This is a genomic window from Lactiplantibacillus nangangensis, assembly GCF_005405065.1.
GTDB lineage: Bacteria > Bacillota > Bacilli > Lactobacillales > Lactobacillaceae > Lactiplantibacillus > Lactiplantibacillus nangangensis.
On sequence record NZ_BJDI01000015.1, the window covers coordinates 1 to 14,592 of the forward strand.

Here is a 14,592-nt window from a genome sequence, read left to right on the forward strand (position 1 = left end):
TTCCAAAACTTTTGACTTCGACAAGGATCTCGTTAAAGTCTAAAGGCTAACTAAAGTTATCTGATAAAGTACCACTTTAAATAAGAGTCTGGGACAGACAGCCCTAGACTCTGAATAAGTAAGTGGTGTCAATTGCCGGTCTGTGGCGATTGACACCACTTTTCTTTGACCTTAGGTCTGGTTGCTTAACGATTTTAGATAATTTTGATAGATTTTCAGCCATTAAAGCTATTCCCATCTCATTGTTGGTGGCTGTTAGACCACGCACCGAAAAGCGTTTGAATTTCAAGTAAGTCTTCAGGTCAGCGAAGATTGGTTCAATTTCAATCTTGCGTCGAGCATACAAATCATGACCGATTTTACTGGTCAGTTGTTCTTTAGCCCTGTTCTTAAAATATAACCAATTATAATTAACACCTATCTGGCGGCGATTGCCTTTCTTCGTCGTAGCAAGCGCTTCTCGTCTAGGATTCTCAAAGTATTGGACAGTACGATAGATCTTGAACTGTTTCTCATAGCCATAGCGATCATGACGTGTACTGTAATTGTGAAAAGCAAAAGTAATACCATCCAGATCTGTGTATTTGTCATTTACTTCATCATAATGCCAGTTAGCAACTTTACGGCGGTCTTGGTGGTAGGCACGAGTTTGTTCTTTTTCATACATGCCATAAGGAATCAAATAGTGGACTTGGAAATCATCAGTAATTTTTTGATAATTGGCTTCACTCCCATAACCAGCGTCAGCAACTATCCAGTGAACGGCGTTAGGTGTTTGTTTAAAGATATGGGTTACGAATGGAATCAGGGTTCGAGTATCAGTTGGACGTTGGAATAACTGATAATAAAGTGCAAATTGATTTTGACTGGCGACTTGCAAGTTATAGCCTGGTTTTAGTTGTCCATTCAGCATAGGATCTTCTTTCATACGCATAAAAGTAGCGTCCAAATCAGTTTTTGAAAAACTATTGCGGTCGCCGAAAGTTGCATTATCGAACTCATATTTTTGCTTGCGTGGCAAATAGTCAGTCGTTAGTTGATGGAGAAAGTGTTTTAATTTACGACGGCGGCGTTTGAGAGCTGAACCGCCACGTTTAGGCTTTTCCTGTTCAATCTGCTTATTCAAATCATTGATAGTTATAGTCAAAGCGGTCGTCAGTTTAACCAACTCTTTGGCAGTAATTGCTTGTTTTTCAGGTGACAACTGTGGCACATCAACTTGATAGTCAACTAATTCATGGTAAAGCCGCGCGGTTTTACCATCGAGTCTAGGTTCAGCCTTTTCAACAGCTTTACGCCAAATGAAACTATATTTATTGGCATCAGCTAAGATTTTGGTTCCATCAATAAATAATGCCGATTCATCAAAGAGACCGAGCATGGTTAGGTAATCACGAAAAGCCTTGAATAATCCCGTGATTAGCAATTTAGTTTTAGGATTACTCCGAAAACGGTTGAGGGTTCGATAGCTTGGGATGGGACAACGATTACCAATAAACCAACGCATCACAAGGTTTTCATTAGCCATTTGAACGATTTTACGACCTGAAAAAGTACGCCGTAAATAACCAAACAAGAAAAGTTTTAATAGCAACTGTGGCGGATATGATGGGCGTCCAGTTGCCGCTAAATTAGTCTTAATAATGTGAGTTGGAATATCATTAACGATAGCGTTAATGGCCCAAGCAACGTGAGTTGATTGAGGTTGCCAAACTAGATTGAGTTTTAAAGTGGTTTGATTACTGGTATAATTCATTTGCATGGAGCTAACGATCTCTTTTCTTTTTGGGTTCAGCGCCTTAAGAATAGCAGGGATCGTCATCTCTGTGTATACATAAGCTTAAAAAGGTAGTTCTGAGAAATCATTTGATTTCTCAGAACTACCTTTTTTGATGTGAGCTGGGAGTTTTGTCCCAGACTCGTCATTTTTTTGATTAGCTGTTTAAGTAAATTAACCACGGCTTTTATTGGTCGCCGTCTGTCTTTTTAAAAGGCGTTTACGTTCGATTTGTCGCCGAATGAAGGAGTAGGCGATTAAGAGTAGCGATAGAATGCCAATGATGGCCGCCGCGGTTTTGAAGCCAAAAATCCAAAAGAATACGGCAATCGCGAGCGTACAATAGATGATTAAGAACATTAAGGGACCCTCCTTCTTCGCAACGAGTGCTTTAAGTTTATAAGTTCATTGTAGCGACTAAAAATTGTTATCCCGTGATTGAAATTTGAATTTTCTGTTAAGAAGTGAGGTTGGCTGACCAATAAATAGCAAATAACCGTTAAAAATGGTCAGAATAAGGTGACTAAAATGGGTCGCCAGTCAAAAAAATTCAAGAAAATTTTCCGATAGTATCAAACCGTAAATAAAATCGTCGCCAGCAAGTCTGAAAAAGAAAGCTAACGGCGATTTTTTAGTGTTTTTTGATCAGTGAAACCCACTTGTACAATCCTGAACTTTATCGGCTGAAGTCAGGGCCTAAATGCGGTCTAATCACGAAAAAAGTTGCGATTTAGTGAGCATCAAGCTTGTCAGGTTTTCAGCTATCTGGTAAATTTGTTCTTGTAAACAAGTTATCAAATTAATTAGTTAATTCTTATTAGATGGCAATGCAAGTTATGTCTTGATAATCAAAACTCTTATGTAGGTGTCGTAAATGTCACCGTTAAGGAAATGTGCTAGAGCGAGTTAAATCGATGGTAGTTATGGCTTTCATCGGTCGTGGGCGACTTACTCGAAAATGATTGATCAAACGACAAAACTTGAAAGCGGTTGAGGAGAGTAGCTAAAACTGAAAGTGGTGGTAAATTAATTGGCGAAACTAACATGTTGTCGGTCGGACAGGCAGTTTGAAAAACCAAGGGAGGATTACCACATGATTAAGCAAATGAGTTTAATAGCGTTAGGTGCGGCAACCCTATTTATGGCACCGACAGTTGTACATGCGGAGAAGTTATCAGAGTCTGAAGTATCTGTTAATGTTACTGATGTATCCAACCCAAATAATAGATTAGAGTCAGTATCAGAATTGAATTTTCTTCCAATCACTAACCAGGCGTCGCCAGGTACTATAAAGACCACGGTTCCAAAAGGAATAACAGTAGTAGTCCATATAGATGAGTCTGGTAAGAGGTGGAAATTACAGGCTAGTAGGGAAAACTTTGTAGGTACAACTGACTTGGCAGAGGGTGTAGCACTTAAAAGTGAAAAATTGGAGCTTAAGAGAGCGGGGGCAGTACTTAAAAGTGCCACTTCACCTGAACATATGAATCCTGAATTCCCAGGAGACAAGGAAATTACTCTGAAAGCAGAGACGATATTAGAAGCACAGGGTCACTCTGTAGGGAGACATGCTTTATCGTATGATTCAACTGGTGTCGAATTAAATGTCCCAGCGTAGTATCCCAAAGGAGAATATAAATCTAAGATAACATGGACGTTAAACGATGCACTGTGAAGGTAAAATTAAGTTAAACAGTTCTAAATTTTAAGTATAGTAATGGTGCGCTAAAAAGAGAGGGTATAGAACAAAAAAATATTTCTCGGAGGTTGGAGATGATATACAAAAAACAATGGATTTTGGGATTTATATTAGGATTGGTTACTTTAAGTCTATCAATAGTAGCTTATGCTGAAAAGAATCATTTTTCAGTAAACGCTGAATTGCCCAGTAACCAGTTGGATCAGAAGAATACTTTTTTTGACCTCAAAATGGAACCGGGGCAAGAGCAAACAGTTTACGTAAATATCAAGAATGATGATAAAATTGAGCATAAATACGATGTCATTACGAATTTAGCTACAACTAGTGATAATGGCTCAATTATCTATAATGAAACTACACCACGTTTGGATAAGTCACTGTCGTTTAATATTGCTGATGCGACAACTAATCAGAAGAATGTGGTAGTAAAGGCCAACTCAACTAAGCGCGTTGGGGTGACAATTGAAATGCCTAAAAAATCTTTTGAAGGAATCGCTTTAGGCGGTATTAATATCCTTCAACAGGTTAAACAGGATAAAAAGAAGTCGAGCAGTGGCTTCAGCTTACAAAATCAATTCGGTTATGTGATTGGATTGAAATTACAGGAGCAAGAGACAAATACTGTTAAGCCAGATATGAAATTATTGTATGCAGGCGCACGACAAATCAACGGTTATAATCATATTGTTGCTCAATTACAAAATCTACGAGCAGTGATTATGGAGGATTTAAAAGTGAGTAGTTACGTGACAAAAAATGGCGATTCTAAAAAGTTGTTTAAAACAACTAAAGAAAAGATGCGAATGGCGCCTAACAGTAATTTCTACTATGCTCTTGGCGAAGGTCAGAAACAGTTGAAGCCTGGTAAGTATACACTTTACTTGAATGCTGACTCTGAAAAGGGTAAGTATAAATGGGACTTCAAAAAAGAATTTACGATTACAGCACAGAAAGCTCGTAAGTTGAATAAGACGGCGGTCATTCAGCCAGAAAAAGTCACAAATTGGTGGCTGGTCGGTGGCCTAGTAGCCGTAATCCTAGCCCTCCTCGGTTGGATTATCTGGTTACTACGGAAACGACACAAAGAAGACTAAGCAAGACCACTAAAATAAGCGCAGCCCACAAACTTGGGTTGCGCTTATTTTAGCGAAAACGGTGGCGACTCAGGCGCCGTTCGTTGGCTTGGCTGAGTTGTTCTTCCGTCAACTGGTAGCTCTGCGCCGCGGCCAATTTAGCAATACCCAGCTGCAACGCTTTAAATTGATCTTCATTACCGACCGTTGGGGCTAATTTTGCCGCAATCGACTGCAACTGTTCGACATTTGGCGTCAGCGTTTCGGCGACCTGATTGTCGTACTGTTGTTGTGATAAACTGTGCGTTTGCCAACGAGTCACTCTCGCTAACAGGGTAAACAAATGCGTGGTTAAAATATCGATTAAATAATCGGTTTCAGTGGGGCTAAATCCCAATAGTATCCTCTCCTTAAACTACTCTGATTCAATCTAGTTTAGCACGTTCCGCAGATTAAAAAGGATAATTAAATTACTCTGACGGCAAATTTGTACGAAAGCTCGCAAGCGTGGGGAAATTAGTGCAGTGTCCCTTAATTAACGTGGTAAATTAACAGTATCGGTAGAGAGGAGGAAATTACTATGATTGGCCATGTTACTAAAATTAATCGCAACTTGAATCAAGGAATCCTAACCGACTTCCATGGACGTCATTTTAAATTTGCTTTATCAGCGGCACCGACTACTGGACCGGTTCATTTGGGGGAGGAAATTTGTTTTACGCCAGAATTAACTACGGCTGGCTTAGTGGCGACGGCGCTATGTCAACATCACCACGATGGGTCACGGGTCGTTATCCCGGTACCCACGTCGGCTGACAGCCCGCGATTCGTGCGGATTGGCGAAATCGTGATCAACTTGGCGCAAGTACAGTACTATGAGATGACCACGACGCAAAATGAGATTCGCAATGGCTACGAATCGACGGCCCGCCACTTATTGATCCAAATGAAAGGTGGTCGCCAGTTTGTGTTTTACAACTGGGACGGCATTAACATTGATGAAGTCATGCAGACTTTAACGATGTTACATACTGCAAATCAGAAGTTAGGCTAACACCGGGCCAACTTTTGGGATTGACCATTCGGACTGATGGCAAATTTAGGCAGACAGCTTTAATCGCAGTAAAAAAGCGACTGAGAATTTTTTCTCAGCCACTTTTTTTAGCCCTTATTGGCGCGATCTTTAAAAATGAATAACTTACTGAAGAACCAGTTCATGACGACGATAATCACTTGGTCAAGAATCTTGACGAGGAGACTGTTGCCGTGTAAGACCGTGACCCCAATGACCATGATGGCTTCATCAACGAAGAAGCTGAGTAGCCGAAAGCCAAAGAATGATGTGGCTTCGGCCATGACGGCTTTGACGGTCGGGGTCTTAGAATCAAAGACCCATAATTTATTCGTAATGTAGGCAAATAGGACGGACAGGAACCAGGCGATGGCATTACTGAGCCAAACTGGCCAGCTCGTGAAATTGTTAAATAGCCAAAAGACGACGATGTTCACAAGTGTGGTTAACCCACCAAAAATCAAATAGGATAACACACTCTGATAACGATGCCACAATTGCATAATTGTTTTCAATATTCCCCGCTCCAACTCGTTAAATTAAGTGCTATTATCGTAGCATAAAAAAACAAGTTGTGCGTCGGTTAACGGTTATTTTTGCGCTAAATCGGTGAAATAGGCCGCATACGCGCTTTGGGCCGCGGCTAAATGGTCAAAATGAGCGACCGTAATCACCGTATGACCAACTAAGGTCAACGCGGTAATTTTAACGGTGTAGGGATGCTTCAAGCGACTTGTCAGGAGATCAATCTGGTATTCAACTTCGTCACTAATGACGACGGTCTGGCTGATGATGACGCCATGGTGCCGTTTATCAAGTGCTAACATATGAACTACCTCCCCAGTGGAATAAGTTCATTGTAGGCGCTGGGTGTAAAAAGATGATTCTGTTTGTGTAAATGTTGTGTAAAAGTCCTAGTTTGCTCACTTAACAGCCATTTTCAAGTGAACCAACGAATTGAGAACGCATTCACGGGCGATAAATGGTAAAATAAAGATAGTAGATGGAAAGGGTGTGGCGCAGATGTTACAAGAATATACGAATATTTTAGTTCCCTTAGACGGTTCCAAACAAGCGGAAGCTGCTTTAAACAAGGCCGTTGCGGTTGCCAAACGGAACCAGGCACACGTGGATGTCTTGTCCGTAATCGATCCCGGCCAATTTGGTTATAATCTGGCTGGTTTAGCGGATGGCGACATTACGTACCAATTGGTTCAAGATTCTGAAGCCTATTTGAAGGGCGTTGTTGAAACGGTTAAGAAAAATGGTTTCGATGATATTGAATTCCATATTCGGATGGGCAGTCCTAAACCTATCATCTCGCAAGACTTCATTGAAGATCATCATAACGATTTGATCATGATGGGCGCCACCGGGTTGAATGCGATGGAGCGGGTCCTTGAAGGTTCGGTCACGACTTTCGTGCAACGGAACGCCTTAACCGACGTCATCGTTGTTAAAACTGATTTAAATAATACACAAGTTGCCAAATAACCTTGGCAGACAAAAACGGCTATCCAATTGCGGATAGCCGTTTTTTAATGCTTAATTTTTGATCTTCAGTTTAAGATGGAACGTGTAAGCAATGGCGCCAAAGATGAGGCTGCAGACGACCATGGTCAACATTGGCATGAATGGGTTAAATAAGCCCAGTGTTTCGCGATAACCGAGCAGGAACTTCGCAAAGTTCACAAAACCCATCGACGCCTGACTTGTATTGCCATTTGAAGCCACGAATCCCAGTAGGAAGATGCCCAGAATTGGGACGACAATATAAATGACGCGGCGCACTGTTTTGGTTGTCAGGTCAAGCAGACTGCTGACGGCGATGCCAAACAGCCCAACGGTGAGATAGAAAATCCATAAGAATAGCATATAAATGAGCACCGTGGCGAAGACATTATTTCCGAAAAACTTCGCGTACATTTCATACGGACCGCGTGCTAGCAAGCCGAACACGTCGACGCGCAATAGTGGGGCGGAGATGGCGAAGTCGTTAATCACCGCTAGGACGACGCCCAGCAAACTCATCAGGCCTAAATTACCAAGGCGCGCCCGTAAGTAAGTCCGGCGCGAAATTCCATTTTGAATGAACAGCTTGAAGCCTTCATAAGTCTGTAAGCTGAAAATAAACACGAAGAACGCGAAGATGGCGCCGATCCCCAGACCGCTTAAATGTGACCGCCAACTAAATGTGCTGGCCGTACCACTCAGCAAGGAAGCGCCAAACGGCAACAGTGTTTCAACTAAGATAATCGTTAGGTAGGACCAACCTAGATAAAATAACTGGTCCTTGAACAAGTAACGGGATAAACGCCAAGTTTTATTCGACATTGTTAAACCTCCTCCGACTTAGGCATTCTTGATTTTAAGCTTATGATTGAAGTAGTAGGCGATCGCAGCCATGATGACACTGACGATCAGTATGGTGCCGGTCGCAATCAGTGGATTCAACGAGCCAACCTTGTTGTCGCCCGTGAATCCGACTAAAAAGCCGAGAAATTTAGCGAGTCCTTCAAAGTTGAAGTGAATCGAGGTCCGGGCAAGCCAATTGATCAAAAAGCCTAAGAAGAAGAGCCCTAAAATTGGTACCGCGATAATTACGATGCGCCGAACGGTCTTCGTCAGCAAGCTGAAAATACTGCCAACGGCCATGCCACATAAGCCCAGCATGATGAACGCCAGCCACATGAAGATGAAGTTCATCAGGAGATTACCGGCAAGATTATGGGCACCAAAGAAGTCGCCGTAAAGCTGGCCGTAAAACTCATATTTGAAGCCAGCGCTAAAGCTGCGGTGTGCGATCGGATTCGTGACGAAAAAGTAGTAGGCCATGGCGATGGCTTCCCCGATAAAACTCAGACTGATAATGTTAAGCAGCCGAGCTCGCCAGTACGTTTTCCGTGAGATCCCATTTTGAATCAAAAGTTTGAAGTGATCGTAAGTCAGCATTGGCAGGATGAAAATGAAGCAACCGAAGATAAAGCCAACATTGATCGATAATGAGTTCAGTATAAGTTGCCAAGTGAGATTATGATTGAAGATGGCCGAAATCAGGGGCATCCCAATCAATGCCGCGAGCACGATCAGATAAACGACGCCTAAATAGCTTAACTGTTCGCGCAACAAGTAGCGTGTCGTTGCTTTCAGTTTAGCTGACATGAGCGGCAGCCTTCTTTTCAGTCGTTAAGTTAATGAATAACTTTTGTAAGTCCAAGTGTTCCAACTTAACCGTGTCTGGAATGGGGCGGTCATCGGCCAAGGCCCCGTAGACGTAGTGCGCGGTGATGCCACCCAAGTGGTCTTCACCGATAATGTTTAAGCCAGCGGTGTACTGCTTGACGTCGGCGTCCGGTCCGGAAATCGTATAGGCCCGTTCCAGAATGTCTGGCACACTACCATTAATGACGATTTTGTGGTCATCTAGGACGAAGACGTGTTCAATCAAGTTAGCGATTTCTTCAATCAAATGAGTCGAGATCACGAATGTCCGGGGATTTTCCGAATAAGTTTCAATCAATTCTTGATAGAACAATTCGCGGTGATTAGCATCTAGTCCTAAGACGGGTTCGTCGAGGAAGATGTAGTCAGCGGGCACACAGAGCGCCACGATCAGCTTGAAAATGGACCGGTAACCGGTTGAAAGTTTGCCAAAGCGTGACGTGAGATCCAAGCCAAACTTGTCAGCGAGTTCATTGGCGTATTTTCGATTGAAACTCCCATACATCAGTGCCGTGGTATCAAATAATTTATTGAGCTTGGCGCGTTCAGAGTACAAGTTGACTTCACTCATCAAATAGATGCGGCCAAGTGTCCGATCGTTGTCGTTCATGGATTCTTCGTCTAAAGTAACGGTCCCTTGGCTAGGAAAAATCCGATTACTGATGATGTTCAGCAAGGTACTTTTACCGGCCCCGTTACGACCAAGCAGACCATAAATCTTATTCGGTTCAATCGTTAAATTGATATCTTTAAGAATTGTCTTGCCGTGAAAGCTTTGGCTCACGGCGTGAATTTGAATGCTCATTTCGTTGAAAACCCCCGTTCAATTAATTCTGCTAATTCTTGTTTGGTAATATGAAGTTTCCGGGCTTCACTGACTAAATTTTTAACGTAGTCATCGTAGAATTGGTTGCGTCGTTTTTCGACGATGCGCCCTTGTGCGCCGGGAATAACGAACATGCCGACGCCACGCCGTTTTTCAATGAGATTCGCATCGACTAAGATGTTCATCCCTTTTAAAACGGTTGCTGGGTTGATGTGGAACTCTTTGGAAATTTCCGTTGTAGAGGGGATTTGTTCACCTTCTGCAAACGTGCGTGCAAAGATTGCTTCTTCGATTTGTTCAGCAACTTGTAAATAGATTGGTTCGGTACTATTGAAGTTGAACTGCATATTTTTCACCTCATTGCAGTGGGTTAATCGTTATTTAGTTGCAATTTTATGGTGACGAGTCAAGGTTAATTGATGTTCAGTCCGATCAATCCGGGCGGCGACCCAGCAGGAGACGAGCAGTAGTGTCCCGAGCACTGCTAATAGGGTATCCTGATGGTCAAAACCGATCGCATTGGCGGTAATCAAGTTAGCGGCGAGCCAAATGGTTGGCATCAGACCGCCGAGCCAGAATTGTTTCCGGCTAGCTAAGACGTAACGGTGAATTGGCGTAATAACGATTAATAAAGCGACTAATCCAAAGTATACCATGATTCATTCCCCCTCCAAAAGGTTATTGTAAGACGATCCGCCGATAAATTTGGACCGTGATGAGATAGTAGATTAAATAGAGTCCGGCAAAAATCAAGAATGGTAACCAGATGCCGGTGTAAGGTGAGCCGACCATGATGAAGCTGAACATTTTCAAGCCAAAGAGTACATGGACGACGCCGACAATGCCGGGCAGGATGAATAAGACGGCAATTTCTTTGCGTAAGGCGCCGTTCAATTGGGCTTTGCGCGTCCCAATCTTATTGAGCATGACGTAACGGTGTTGGTCCGCAGCGGCACCCGATAAGATTTTGAACATTAAACAACTGGCTAACATGGCTAAGAAGGCGACCCCTAAGAAGAAGCCCATGAATTCTAAGCCGGAATACATACTATTGATCAATTGGTAACCGGTGTAACGGCCACCTAACATTTCACCTTGCAGGCCAGTGTCACGATGGCGTTGACTGGTTGCAAGCTTTTTCAAAGCGGCCGTGTGCGCCGTGACGTCAGCGGTGGCGAAGACCGTCAAACGTTGCTCTGGCTGGGTTAATTTGGCATATTGTGCGTCAGAAAGCATTTGTGTGCGCAAACGTTGTTGGGCGCTACCTTGCAATGAGTTTAGTTGGTAGCTGGCGTTAGATTTCAGCAATTGTTTGGCTGTGTTGTGTTTAACGGTAAATTTAAGCTGGTTATGACCGGCTTGTTCCATTGTAATGAAAGGGTGTTGATCAAAATCACTAGCCCGATAGTAAACGGCTTTTTTGCCAACTTTGAAACGATAAGTACTTTCAGTCGTTGGATTTAAAGCTTTAATTTGAGCTTTTTGTGAGCCAGTTGTGTTGACCAAACCCATGTCATAGGCGTTACCACCGTTGACCATCAGCGGGACTTGGCGATGGAAGCCCATCCCGACCGTAATGGCACCGAGCGCTAAGGCGAAGAGCATGGCGACGATGGATAAGATTTTCGTATAGTTGCGGATCCGGAAGCTTAATTGGGATAGCGTGAAGCCATTTAAACCGCGGTTGGCAAAAGGTAACCGTTTGAGTAACACGACTAACCACACGAAGATGGCATTAAATAGCAAATATGTCCCTAAGACGATCGTTACTAAGGCGATTCCGATGCCAGCCATTTGTAATTTATCTAAATTAGCCATGGCCCAATAACCAATCGCAATTGAGATGAGGCCGAGGATGACTTCAACTAATTGGCGCACTGGCTTGAGTTTTGGCCGGTTAGGTTGATCGTTGCTATGCAATAACTTCAAGGCTGGGGTCTTCGTTAAGGCAATTAAGTTGAAGAAGCCAGCTAGTAAGAATAGGCCAACGTAGAGTAATAAGGTCGTTAACGCTGCTGGGAAGTACCAAGCGGACAAGTGATGGAGCGTCAAGCCGAGGCTACTGATGAGTAGTTGGCTTAAGCCTATCGTGAGCAACGTTCCGACAATAATGCCGACGATGGTGGCGGTGATGCCGACCAAGAGTGTTTCTAACCAAATGAGCTGACCAATTTTACCTTTACGAGCGCCGACGAGCATGAAGAGCCCGTAATCGCGTTTGCGCATGCTGAGTAAAAATGAGTTGGCATAGCCGATATAGACTAAGGTGATGATGGTCAATAAGACGGACCCAAATTGGAAAATCATGCCGACCATGCTGATGCCGGTATTTTGTTTTAAGAAAGTTTTGTTCGTAGCTAGGGCTTCAAACATATAGAAGATGGCGCTGGACATGATCAAGCCGGAAAATAAGACGAGGTAGTCGCGCCAGCGTTTTTGGAAGCCGGTCATTGCGAGTTTAGTTAACATTTTGTGAGCGGCTCCTTTCTATTGTTCGAATGTGCCGAGGGTATCGAGAATTTGTTGGTAGAAGGCTTTACGAGATAAGTCGGCCCGGTTGAGCTCTTGACCAATCTTGCCGTCTTTAATGAATAAGATGCGTTGGCAGTAGCTGGCGGAAAATGGGTCATGGGTGACGAGCAAGATTGAGACGGCTTGTTCACGGTTGATCGTGGTGAATAAGTCTAACAATTCGCGTGCTGACTTGGAATCCAAGGCGCCGGTCGGTTCGTCACCGAATAACATGGCTGGTTCGTTGATCAAAGCTCGGGCGGCGGCGACCCGTTGTTTTTGTCCACCGGAAAGTTCGTTCGGGTAATTGTTCAAAAATTCAGCGATGCCTAAGTGAGCCGCAACGACTTCGACGGCTGGTTTGATTTTCTTAGCCGCGGTATTTTGCAACGTCAAAGGTAAGGCGATGTTTTCGTAGGCGGTCATGGTTTCGAGCAAGTTAAAGTCTTGGAAAATGAACCCAATTTCTTTGGCCCGAAAGTCGGCGAGTTGGTTCCCTTTTAAATGGGTAATTGGTTGTTGATTGATCGTGACTTCACCGCTAGTTGGTTGGTCCAAAGTGGCGAGCATGTTGAGCAAGGTCGTTTTCCCGGAACCGGAAGCCCCCATGATGCCGACGAATTCGCCAGCGTTGACGTCGAAATTGATTCCCTTTAAAGCTTCATATTGTTTAGAACCGGCTTTACCGTAAGTTTTGTGTAAATCGGTAACCGTCATAATTGGTGTGGTTGACATGATGTGTAACTCCTTTTAATTAGCTTAATTTGTTATTTGGTTAATTACTTATGCAACTAACTATAAAGGTGGCAGGCTGTTCTGTCAACTTTATTTGATTAATTTTATTGTGATTGGCGCTTAGAACGCTGATTTAACAGTGTTCTTGTTAATGAGATTTTTAGTGACTTTTCATAAATAGGTTCGTTATATGGGGTGAGAGGTTAGTTGGTTGGGGCGGAAATATTTGTGATTGCAATCAACCGTCAGCTAGCCTAGAATTACATTTACTGAGTTTAGGGACAATATAGGAGGAAACTGAATTGAAAAAAATTTTAGTGTTGCACACGGGTGGCACGATCGCCATGTCTGCGGATGCAGCGGGGAACATGGCGCCAGGTGCGCAAAATCCATTAGATAGTTATGAAAATCCATTTAGTGGGGAAGTTCAATTAGAAACGGAAGATGTGTTTAATTTGCCATCACCACACATTACGCCAGCGCGAATGTTGGAATTGAAGCAACGGATCGCGAAAGCGGCGAGTGAAGGGGTCGACGGGGTCGTGGTTACCCACGGAACTGATACCTTGGAAGAAACGGCCTACTTTTTAGACTTAACTTTGCCAAACGATTTGCCAGTTGTCGTGACTGGAGCGATGCGTTCGGCCAATGAAATCGGGTCAGATGGCCTGCATAATTTGGAAACGGCCATTCAAACGGCTAGTGCGCCGGATGCCGCGGATAAAGGCGTCTTAGTGGTCATGAATGATGAAATTCATTCAGCGCGCTATGTGACTAAAACGCATACGACCAACGTGGCGACTTTCCGGACACCAACTTTTGGGCCGATTGGCTTAGTGGCGAAACATGGTGTCGTGTTCTTCGAATCTTTATTGCGGTCAACGGTTTGTCCAATTCGGACGGTCGCTGACAACGTGTTCTTGATCAAGGCTTACGCCGGGATGGGACCAGAATTATTTGAAGCCATTGCACAACCAACGACTAATGGGGTTGTGATCGAGGCGTTAGGTGCCGGCAACTTGCCACCTGCAACTTTGCCAGCTGTGCAAAAGTTGTTGGACATGCACATTCCAGTTGTTTTAGTGTCACGTTGTTTCAACGGTATCGCACAAGATGTTTACGATTATGAAGGCGGCGGTGTTCAGTTGAAGCAGATGGGCGTTATTTTCTGCCAAGGTTTGAACGGCCAAAAAGCCCGCATCAAGTTGTTGGTCGGCGTAAGTGCCGGCATGTCAACGGATGAATTAGCCCGCTTTGTTGCGACTGCCAATTCATAAAATAGCTTAAATTTAGTTTTCTCCATAAAACGGCTGGCTGAAGTTTTATCAGCTAGCCGTTTGATGGAGATTTTTTAGTTAGATATGAAGGTTGAAAATTGCCGCTTCCGGTTGTTGTTGATGACATGCGGGCGAGGGACCGGGCCAAGCCTGAGAAACGTCTTGCCCCTCGCCCGGAAGCCTTGCACAACCCGCAGGTCTCCCGGCCGGTCCGTGGTGTAAGACCGGAAAATCACCGGTCAAACGCCACCCACACGCCCGATGCCATCAACAACAACCTACAGCTAGTCTTGTGTTTTGAGTGATGATCTGTATGAGCCCGTTTTAGGCATAGCCAATGTTAGAATTATTGAATTCACGACAGTTTTGGGACCTTCAGACTTTAGTTAATGTCAAT

At 43.7% G+C, this 14,592-nt stretch carries 17 protein-coding genes; 5 read left to right on the forward strand and 12 right to left on the reverse strand.

Going from position 1 to position 14,592, the window contains the following annotated elements:
• Positions 1-103: 103 nt before the first annotated feature.
• Entirely contained in the window at positions 104-1,762 is a 1,659-nt protein-coding gene (locus tag FFM70_RS11390; protein WP_171002366.1) for an IS1182 family transposase, read from the reverse strand.
• A 189-nt stretch (positions 1,763-1,951) separates the two neighbouring features.
• Positions 1,952-2,137, reverse strand: coding sequence for a hypothetical protein (locus tag FFM70_RS11395; protein ID WP_137616983.1), 186 nt, complete (start codon positions 2,135-2,137; stop codon positions 1,952-1,954).
• A gap of 733 nt (positions 2,138-2,870) precedes the next feature.
• Here FFM70_RS11395 and FFM70_RS11400 point away from each other — a divergent pair.
• Together FFM70_RS11400 and FFM70_RS11405 are read left to right on the forward strand one after the other, a co-directional pair.
• A complete protein-coding gene (locus FFM70_RS11400; protein ID WP_137616984.1) occupies positions 2,871-3,395 on the forward strand; it encodes a hypothetical protein in 525 nt (174 codons plus the stop codon).
• A 155-nt stretch (positions 3,396-3,550) separates the two neighbouring features.
• The gene (locus FFM70_RS11405) at positions 3,551-4,573 is read left to right on the forward strand and encodes a WxLIP family cell surface protein (protein ID WP_137616985.1); all 1,023 of its coding nucleotides are present in this window, start codon (positions 3,551-3,553) and stop codon (positions 4,571-4,573) included.
• Between the two features lie 49 nt (positions 4,574-4,622).
• On the opposite strand, the gene FFM70_RS11410 is transcribed toward FFM70_RS11405, so the two are convergent.
• Positions 4,623-4,949, reverse strand: coding sequence for a hypothetical protein (locus tag FFM70_RS11410; RefSeq protein WP_137616986.1), 327 nt, complete (start codon positions 4,947-4,949; stop codon positions 4,623-4,625).
• A 183-nt stretch (positions 4,950-5,132) separates the two neighbouring features.
• Between FFM70_RS11410 and FFM70_RS11415 the strand changes: the two genes are divergently transcribed.
• Positions 5,133-5,606, forward strand: coding sequence for a hypothetical protein (locus FFM70_RS11415; RefSeq protein ID WP_137616987.1), 474 nt, complete (start codon positions 5,133-5,135; stop codon positions 5,604-5,606).
• A 107-nt stretch (positions 5,607-5,713) separates the two neighbouring features.
• Here FFM70_RS11415 and FFM70_RS11420 read toward each other — a convergent pair whose 3' ends face one another.
• A complete protein-coding gene (locus FFM70_RS11420) occupies positions 5,714-6,127 on the reverse strand; it encodes a GtrA family protein (protein ID WP_379855574.1) in 414 nt (137 codons plus the stop codon).
• Positions 6,128-6,214: 87 nt separating this feature from the next.
• The gene (locus FFM70_RS11425) at positions 6,215-6,451 is read right to left on the reverse strand and encodes a hypothetical protein (protein WP_137616988.1); all 237 of its coding nucleotides are present in this window, start codon (positions 6,449-6,451) and stop codon (positions 6,215-6,217) included.
• Between the two features lie 196 nt (positions 6,452-6,647).
• Here FFM70_RS11425 and FFM70_RS11430 point away from each other — a divergent pair, with 196 nt between their 5' ends.
• Positions 6,648-7,118 carry a universal stress protein gene (locus FFM70_RS11430; RefSeq protein ID WP_137616989.1) on the forward strand — a complete coding sequence of 157 codons (471 nt, stop codon included), beginning with the start codon at positions 6,648-6,650 and terminating at the stop codon, positions 7,116-7,118.
• A gap of 51 nt (positions 7,119-7,169) precedes the next feature.
• Here the strand turns inward: FFM70_RS11430 and FFM70_RS11435 are convergent, their stop codons facing one another.
• The 7 genes from FFM70_RS11435 to FFM70_RS11465 are packed head-to-tail and all read right to left on the reverse strand — an operon-like array spanning position 7,170 to position 12,918.
• A complete protein-coding gene (locus FFM70_RS11435; RefSeq protein WP_137616990.1) occupies positions 7,170-7,958 on the reverse strand; it encodes an ABC transporter permease in 789 nt (262 codons plus the stop codon).
• An 18-nt stretch (positions 7,959-7,976) separates the two neighbouring features.
• Complete coding sequence (locus tag FFM70_RS11440; RefSeq protein ID WP_137616991.1) at positions 7,977-8,786, reverse strand: hypothetical protein; 810 nt, start codon at positions 8,784-8,786, stop codon at positions 7,977-7,979.
• Positions 8,776-9,651: an ATP-binding cassette domain-containing protein gene (locus FFM70_RS11445; RefSeq protein WP_137616992.1), complete on the reverse strand. Its 876-nt coding sequence runs from the start codon at positions 9,649-9,651 to the stop codon at positions 8,776-8,778. Before FFM70_RS11445 ends, FFM70_RS11440 begins: the two co-directional genes overlap by 11 nt.
• Positions 9,648-10,019 (reverse strand): GntR family transcriptional regulator, encoded by a 372-nt coding sequence (locus FFM70_RS11450; RefSeq protein WP_137616993.1) that lies wholly within the window; start codon positions 10,017-10,019, stop codon positions 9,648-9,650. Before FFM70_RS11450 ends, FFM70_RS11445 begins: the two co-directional genes overlap by 4 nt.
• A 30-nt stretch (positions 10,020-10,049) precedes the next feature.
• Positions 10,050-10,328: a hypothetical protein gene (locus FFM70_RS11455; RefSeq protein WP_137616994.1), complete on the reverse strand. Its 279-nt coding sequence runs from the start codon at positions 10,326-10,328 to the stop codon at positions 10,050-10,052.
• A gap of 22 nt (positions 10,329-10,350) precedes the next feature.
• Positions 10,351-12,141, reverse strand: coding sequence for an FtsX-like permease family protein (locus FFM70_RS11460; RefSeq protein WP_137616995.1), 1,791 nt, complete (start codon positions 12,139-12,141; stop codon positions 10,351-10,353).
• Positions 12,142-12,159: 18 nt separating this feature from the next.
• Positions 12,160-12,918 carry an ABC transporter ATP-binding protein gene (locus tag FFM70_RS11465; protein WP_137616996.1) on the reverse strand — a complete coding sequence of 253 codons (759 nt, stop codon included), beginning with the start codon at positions 12,916-12,918 and terminating at the stop codon, positions 12,160-12,162.
• A gap of 302 nt (positions 12,919-13,220) precedes the next feature.
• On the opposite strand from FFM70_RS11465, the gene FFM70_RS11470 reads away from it, so the two are divergent.
• Positions 13,221-14,195, forward strand: a complete 975-nt coding sequence (locus FFM70_RS11470) for an asparaginase (RefSeq protein WP_137616997.1) — start codon at positions 13,221-13,223, stop codon at positions 14,193-14,195.
• Positions 14,196-14,592: the final 397 nt, after the last annotated feature.